The following is a 6,819-nucleotide window of genomic DNA, read 5'->3' on the forward strand; positions in this document are numbered from 1 at the left end:
CCGGGGCGGTCAGAGCGCGTGCACTGCGGGTTCGGGGGCGGGGACGGCCTCGGGGACGGCCTCCAACAGGCCCGCCTCCAGCGAGCCGTCGAGGAGCGGGCGCATCGCGTCCAGCTCGCAGCCCGCGTCGGCGAGGGCCTGCGCCAGCGGCCGGCGGCCGTCGAACCCGCGCAGGAGCCGCAGCCAGTCCGCGTGCGTCAGGTGGTCGATGACGAAGCGGATGCTGCCGTCGACCACGACGTACGAGGCGTTCGCCTCCTGCACGTCGTCGAGGACGAGCACCCCCTCGGCCAGCCGGAAGACCGAGGTCTCCTCGATCCGGGCCTGCGGGAACAGCTCCTGCACCTCGGGGCCCTCGAAGTCGGTGACCCGCAGTTCGTACGGGGCCGGGCCGTTCGGGGTCCGGCTCTTCGGGACGTCCAGGGCCATCAGGTCGAGCAGACCCAGGTTGACCACGCGCATCAGCAGCTCCACGTGCCCCGAGCTCTGGTCGCGCTCCAGCCGGCGCAGGGCGCGGTGGACGTTGCCGCGGTCGAGGTACTGGGCGGCGCGCGGCGAGGACAGGGCCTGCTCGACGAGCTCGTCCCCGTTCTGCGCGAGCATCCGGGTGAAGGTGCGGTGGGTGTGGCGGACGCCCTCGCCCTCGTAGAAGGCGAGCTTCGGCCGGCTGATCACCTCGGCCGGCAGGATGTCCCGTACCGCCTCGCGGATGACCTGCTTGTCCCAGAACAGCCGCTTGCGGTACGCGCGGGGCACCGTCGCCAGCAGTTCGATGATGCGGTGGTCCAGGAAGGGGACGCGGGCCTCGACGCCGTTGCCGGAGGCCGTGCGGTCCTCGACCCAGAAGTTGTACTGCTGCATGTCCCGGAACTTCCAGGCCAGGTACGAGCCGTACGGGTCGTCCACCGCCCCGGGCGCGTACGCCGCCACCGCGTCGTCGCTGAGCAGCGGCAGGTCGGTGCCCTCCCACCACACGGACACGGCGGACTGCGAGCCCAGCGCCTTGCGGCGGGCCATGGTCCGCAGGTTGCCCTCGAAGTCCTCCCAGTCGCCGCCGCCGGACAGCGCCACGCTGTAGCCGCCGCTGAACTCGTCCGCGCCGGAACCCAGCAGGACCGCCTTGAGCTCGGGCCGCTCGGTGCGGGCGAAACGGTACATCTCGCTCTTGTAGAACTGCTCCGGTCCGCACTGCGGCGTCTCCATCAGCCACAGCAGCAGCCGCCACTCGTCGGGCGAGGGGATGCGGTCCGCGCCGAACGCCACCTGGTGGTTGGGCAGGCCGAGCAGGTCCGCGGTCTGCCGGGCGTACTGCGCGTCCCGGTTGACGACGGTGCTGCCGGTCAGCGCGGAGAACGTGTGCAGCCCGGTGTGCGCCGCCAGCGCGGTCACGGCCGCGGAGTCCAGGCCGCCGCTGAGGAAGACGCCGATCTCGGCGTCGGCGATCAGGCACTCCCGCACCGAGGAGGCGAGCAGGTCGCCCATGCTCCGCACGAAGAAGCTCTCGGGCAGGCTCCCGGCCTCGGCCGGGGCGGGCAGCTCCCAGTACCGGTGCACCCGGGTCGCACCGTCGCGCAGGCCGATGGTGACGATCGCGCCCGAGGGGACGTGGTCGACGTCCTTGAACCAGGTCACCGGCTCCGCGTCGGTCATCACCGGGGCGGAGCTGAGCCCCTGGTCGGCGAGGGCCCGCGACCAGTCGAGCTCGCGCGGGCAGGCGGGGTGCGCGAAGAGCGCCTTGATCTCGGACCCGAACAGGACCGTCGGGCCGCTGCGGTGCAGGAACAGCGGCTTGATGCCGAGCCGGTCGCGGGCGAGCAGCAGCCGCTGCTCGCGCAGGTCGATGACGGCGATGCCGAACATGCCGCGCACGTCGTCGAGGAAGTCGAGGCCCTTCTCCAGGTAGAGGTGCAGCAGCACCTCGCAGTCGGAGTCGCTGCGGAACTTCACCCGCCCCTCGAAGCCCTTGCGGAGCTCGCGGTAGTTGTAGACCTCGCCGTTCGCGGCGAGGATGACCATGCCGTCCTCGCTGATGAACGGCTGGCGGCCGCCCTCGGGGTCGATCAGCGCGAGCCGGGTGAAGGACATGCACGCCTGCTCCGTGTGGTGGAACTGCATGTCGTCCGGGCCGCGGGGGCGCAGCGCGTGGGCCATGTCCCGGAGGACCGCGTCGGCGGACCCGGCGAGGGCGCTTCCGTCCGTGTGGGCGAATCCTGCAATACCGCACATGTGGCTTCCTGAGGTGGGAGCGGACATGCCACGCCCCCCGGAGCGGGAGGCGTGGCATGCGGGTCGCTACTAGCGGACAGCGGCGACGATGGTGCCCTGGTCGACCTTCTTGGCCTCCGGCTTGATGTAAACCTTCATCGTTGTCACCTCCCGTCGGATTGCTCGTGGTCATTTGCTGTGGAAGAGCATCCGAGGAGGCGGTGTTGTGACGGTGGCGCGCGGGTGGCGCGCAGGTGTTTCGGACGGCCGGGCCCTAGAGCGGATCGCCGGGCAGAGCGGCGTACGCGTCCCGCAACACCCCGACCACGGAAGCAGCCCCGCCCCCGGACCCGGGCAGCTCGACCGCGTCCACGGCCCGGACGGCCCGCACCCCCATCGCCGCGTTGGTGGCGAAGGCGGCCTCGAACCCCGCGACGTCCGCCGGCCGCACCCTGCGGCTCCCGTACGGGTGGAGTTGCTTGAGCAGCTGCATGGTCACCCCGTCGAGGCACTCGGCGTCCGGCCAGACCACCCGCCCGCCGGCGACGAAGCCGACGTTCCAGGTGGCCCCCTCGGAGACGGCCTCCCCGGCGTCGACGAACAGCGCGTCGTCGAAGCCGTGCAGCTGCGCCTGCCGCCGGTGGTGCAGCCCGGCGAAGAGCCCGACGCTCTTGACCTCGGGGACGTCGCGCACGTACCGCGTCGACCGCACGCGCAGCGGAGGCGGCTGCGCCCCGTCCGCCGCCCGGACCGTGACCAGCACCTGCGGATCACCGGCGGCGACGGGACGCCCGAGGTCGAGCCCCGGATCGAAGACCGTCACCCGGACCGTGGCGGCCCCCCGCCCCGGCGCCATCCGCCGCGCCAGTGCCCGCACCCGCTCCCCGTCGAGCTCGGCCCCGAACAGCGTCCGGCAGTCCCGCCGCAGCCGCTCCAGATGCAGCGCGAGCCCCTTCACCCGCCCGTCCTCGACCCGCATGGTCGTGAAGTGCCCGTAGTTGACCAGCGCCAACGCCTGCAACTCCCGAACCCCGACCGCCACCCCGTTCAGCTCACCCATCCCCCCAAGATGCCAGCCCCCCGCGGATCGGGAGGGCGTCGGGGCGCGACAGGGGGGCGAACGCCGCTCAGGGGCGTAGACGGGTGTGCACCACTCACGGTCGTGGATCCAGCCTGTATTCGACACTGCTCGTCACCCCCCGGCTCACGATGAAAGGGTCGATGTTTCCCAGCTGCGTGACCCCGAGCAGCCCCTTCTCGTCAGCTACCTCGCGATCGGCGTATTGGAATTTCGTTTGCAGGTACGGCTGGTCGAGAGGAGGCTTCACGGGAAAGAACACTCCTGTGCGCGCAATCGGTCGGTCACCGAGCACCGAACGGAGCCAGCTCTGCGCAGGCAGTCGGGTTTGAAAGCACGCTTTCGGGACCGTCACATCCGATTCGCAGGGCTCGAAGTGCCCCAGGTCGCCGCCGATGCGAGTGATAACGGAAAGGTGGACGGTCAGTCGAAGTTTCTCCTGGGCGTCATTCTTCACATCGAAAACGAACGATGTCGAAAACTTCTGCCCCGGAGTCAGGTGACCGCCAGGCCTCACCAGGCGGCCGATTTTGATCAACCCCTTGTAGGGACTCAGATCCCCGGATGTCACGCGCCAGGGCATACCGAGACTGGAAGTCACCTCTCCATTCGTCATCATGTGATCCGGCGACGCCACCGCGTGCCCTGTGACCGTGTACAGGGCCCCGAGAACGTTCAGCTCACCTTCGCCCGCATTTTCCAGGTCGACGCTTCCGCGCATGTGGGTGACTCCCCCGTATCGCCTCACCTCGTCGAGGTTGGCGACCACGTTCACCTGCGGGAGCTCGTGGACCGGCTTGTAAAAAGTCAGGTACCAGAACTGGACCACACCAGCCAGCGGAAGGAGCGCGATGATTGCCACCCATGCGCCCTTCATGGTGCCGGCTGGACGCTCCATGACGGCACCCAAGAGAACCGCGACCGCACCGCCAAGCAGAAGCAACGTGATACCGAAGAGCGCAATGTCCACGCGGTCGTGAACGCGGCTGCTCACCTCGATGCTGATCGGGACGAACAGCAAGGGAAGGGCAGATGCTTGGCTGGCGACAACACTCGGGAACTCCCATGGCTTCCTCGGCCGACCGCGCCAAGGGCGGCCCACGTCACGCCAGGCGATTAGGCTGACAATCCCGACAATGAATCGTAGGAGGATAGTGGCGGCTTGAGCATCCCAGTATCTGACGGCATCGACTAAAGCGGTCCCCGAGAAAGCGATAAAATCACACAGGAGGAGCAGTCGAAGCCCTGCCAGAACTTTGGGCGAGTTCAGAGCCATGTCTTCACCATAGAGGTGAGGAAGTTGCTTTTCCGGCGGAAGGCGACAGCGGCATCGTCTGCGGCCGCCGCTTCGGCTGTGCATGCAGCGGGCCACGGAGGACGACGTGGTTGTCCCGGTTGAGTTCACGACGCCTGAAGGGGAGACGGCGGTGTCCCCTGGGACGCGCCGCGGCAGCGGTGCGATCGCCACCGTGACGCCGGGGGTTCGACGCGAGAGGCAAGCGCGTCGTGGCAGAAGGGCAGGGGCAAGGCCAAGACCGAGGCCAAGAACAAGCTCAAGCAGGTGCTGCGCGCCTCGCTCAGCCGGATCCACGGCACCCCCGCGCCCGGCGCCGGAAGCCAGGGCTGGGGCCGGCTCGCCGCAGGTGACCAGTGGACGGAGCTGGCTCCACCGCCGTCCGGCGCGCCTTCCGGCAGGGCGTCACTCAGTTAGTCACCCAGACGCAGAGAGAGCCGGTGCAGATTGCTCTGCACCGGCTCTCACCTGGTCTTACTCTGTCGGGGTGGCGGGATTTGAACCCACGACCTCTTCGTCCCGAACGAAGCGCGCTGCCAAGCTGCGCTACACCCCGATCGCCGCCGTTTCCGGGCCTTCGCCCTGGCGACATCGATTACTTTAGCGGACCCTGGCCCGGAGACGAAATCCGGTTTTCGCGGGGCGGCCCGTGGGGCCGCTAGGCCTTCGGGGCGAGGGTCAGCAGCGTGGCCTCCGGGGGGCAGGCGAACCGGACCGGGGTGTAGCGGTTGGTGCCGCAGCCTGCGGAAACGTGCAGGTAGGCGCGGTGGCCGCCGGTCTCGTGGGTGGAGAGCCCCTTGACCCGGTCGGTGTCCAGGTCGCAGTTGGTGACGAGGGCCCCGTAGAAGGGGACGCACAGCTGCCCGCCGTGCGTGTGTCCCGCCAGGATCAGCGGGTAGCCGTCCGCGGTGAAGGCTTCCAGGCTGCGCAGGTACGGGGCGTGCACCACGGCCATCGAGAAGTCGGCGTCGGCCTCGGGACCGCCGGCGACCCGCTCGTAGCGGTCGCGCTTGATGTGCGGGTCGTCGAGGCCGGTGAAGGCCAGCTCCAGCCCGTCCAGCTTCAGCCGGCCGCGCGTGTTGGTGAGGTTCACCCAGCCTGCCGCGTCGAAGGCGTCCCGCATGCCCTCCCACGGGTTGTGCACGGCGCCGACCACCGGCTTGTTGCCGTTCAGCCCGTGGCGGCCCTGGAGCTTCTCGATCAGGTACCGCCCGGGGTTGCGCAGCCGCGGCCCGTAGTAGTCGTTCGAGCCGAACACGTACACGCCCGGGAACGACATCAGCGGGCCGAGCGCGTCGAGCAGCTCCGGCACGCCCTCCGTGTCGGAGAGGTTGTCGCCGGTGTTCACGACGAAGTCCGGACGCAGCCCGGCCAGGGACTGCAGCCAGGCGCGCTTCTTGCGCTGGCCGCTGACCATGTGGATGTCCGACACCTGCAGTACGCGCAGGGGGCGCATTCCGGCGGGCAGAACCGGAATCGTGATCCGGCGCAGGCGGAAGGACCGCGCCTCGAAGCCGGCGGCATAGGCCACACCGGCGGCCCCCACCGCCGCGATTCCGGCGGTGACCTTCAGGGGTACTCCGTAACGCGCACGCATGGGGCCATCGTCTCAGACCCGGAAAACCGGAAGGCGCCACCGCCCCCGCACCTGGCAGACTCATGTGCATGACCACGCTCAAGGCCAAGCTGCAGGACGACCTCACCACCGCGATCAAGGAGCGCAACGAGCTCCACTCCTCCACGCTGCGACTGACCCTCGCCGCGATCACCAAGGAGGAGGTGGCGGGCAAGGAGGCGCGCGTCCTCTCCGATGACGAGGTCCTCAAGGTGATCGCCAAGGAGGCGAAGAAGCGCCGCGAGGCCGCTGAGGCGTTCGCCCAGGGCGGCCGTGCGGAGCAGGCCGAGCGGGAGACGGCGGAGGGCGAGTTCCTCGACACCTACCTGCCGAAGCAGCTGAGCGACGACGAGCTCGCCGCGATCGTGGCGCAGGCCGTCGAGGAGGCGCGTGCCGCAGGTGCCGAGGGGCCGCGGGCCATGGGCGCCGTCATGAAGCTCGTGTCCCCGAAGGTGGCCGGGCTGGCGGAGGGCGGGCGCGTCGCCGCCGCCGTCAAGAAGCACCTCCAGTAGCAGCGAACCAGCAGGGAACGACGGGGGGGGGGGGGGGGGGGGGGGGGGGGGGGGGGGGGGGGGGGGGGGGGGGGGGGGGGGGGGGGGGGGGGGGGGGGGGGGGGGGGGGGGGGGG

The 6,819-nt window shown here is 70.1% G+C and carries 5 protein-coding genes and 1 tRNA gene; 1 reads left to right on the top strand and 5 read right to left on the bottom strand.

Annotated elements, in window-relative coordinates:
- Positions 1-9 precede the first annotated feature (9 nt).
- The 5 genes from asnB to ACZ4VL_RS17665 form a co-directional block, all read right to left on the bottom strand.
- The gene (asnB, locus tag ACZ4VL_RS17645; RefSeq protein ID WP_468200490.1) at positions 10-2,226 is read right to left on the bottom strand and encodes an asparagine synthase (glutamine-hydrolyzing); all 2,217 of its coding nucleotides are present in this window, start codon (positions 2,224-2,226) and stop codon (positions 10-12) included.
- 253 nt (positions 2,227-2,479) lie between these two features.
- Positions 2,480-3,265 (bottom strand): aminotransferase class IV, encoded by a 786-nt coding sequence (locus tag ACZ4VL_RS17650; RefSeq protein ID WP_468200492.1) that lies wholly within the window; start codon positions 3,263-3,265, stop codon positions 2,480-2,482.
- A 94-nt stretch (positions 3,266-3,359) separates the two neighbouring features.
- Positions 3,360-4,559 carry a hypothetical protein gene (locus ACZ4VL_RS17655; protein ID WP_468200494.1) on the bottom strand — a complete coding sequence of 400 codons (1,200 nt, stop codon included), beginning with the start codon at positions 4,557-4,559 and terminating at the stop codon, positions 3,360-3,362.
- 500 nt (positions 4,560-5,059) lie between these two features.
- Positions 5,060-5,133: transfer RNA gene (locus ACZ4VL_RS17660), tRNA-Pro, on the bottom strand.
- A gap of 102 nt (positions 5,134-5,235) precedes the next feature.
- Positions 5,236-6,174, bottom strand: a complete 939-nt coding sequence (locus ACZ4VL_RS17665; RefSeq protein WP_468200496.1) for a metallophosphoesterase — start codon at positions 6,172-6,174, stop codon at positions 5,236-5,238.
- Between the two features lie 68 nt (positions 6,175-6,242).
- Here ACZ4VL_RS17665 and ACZ4VL_RS17670 point away from each other — a divergent pair, with 68 nt between their 5' ends.
- The gene (locus ACZ4VL_RS17670) at positions 6,243-6,704 is read left to right on the top strand and encodes a GatB/YqeY domain-containing protein (RefSeq protein WP_468200498.1); all 462 of its coding nucleotides are present in this window, start codon (positions 6,243-6,245) and stop codon (positions 6,702-6,704) included.
- Positions 6,705-6,819 lie beyond the last annotated feature (115 nt).

It is taken from the genome of Streptomyces sp. NPDC029014, assembly GCF_055564695.1.

Coding starts and splice junctions, on each gene's coding strand:
- asnB (WP_468200490.1), bottom strand. CDS start 2,226: ATGTGCGGTATTGCAGGATTCGCCCACACGGACGGAAGCGCCCTCGCC.
- ACZ4VL_RS17650 (WP_468200492.1), bottom strand. CDS start 3,265: ATGGGTGAGCTGAACGGGGTGGCGGTCGGGGTTCGGGAGTTGCAGGCG.
- ACZ4VL_RS17655 (WP_468200494.1), bottom strand. CDS start 4,559: ATGGCTCTGAACTCGCCCAAAGTTCTGGCAGGGCTTCGACTGCTCCTC.
- ACZ4VL_RS17665 (WP_468200496.1), bottom strand. CDS start 6,174: ATGCGTGCGCGTTACGGAGTACCCCTGAAGGTCACCGCCGGAATCGCG.
- ACZ4VL_RS17670 (WP_468200498.1), top strand. CDS start 6,243: ATGACCACGCTCAAGGCCAAGCTGCAGGACGACCTCACCACCGCGATC.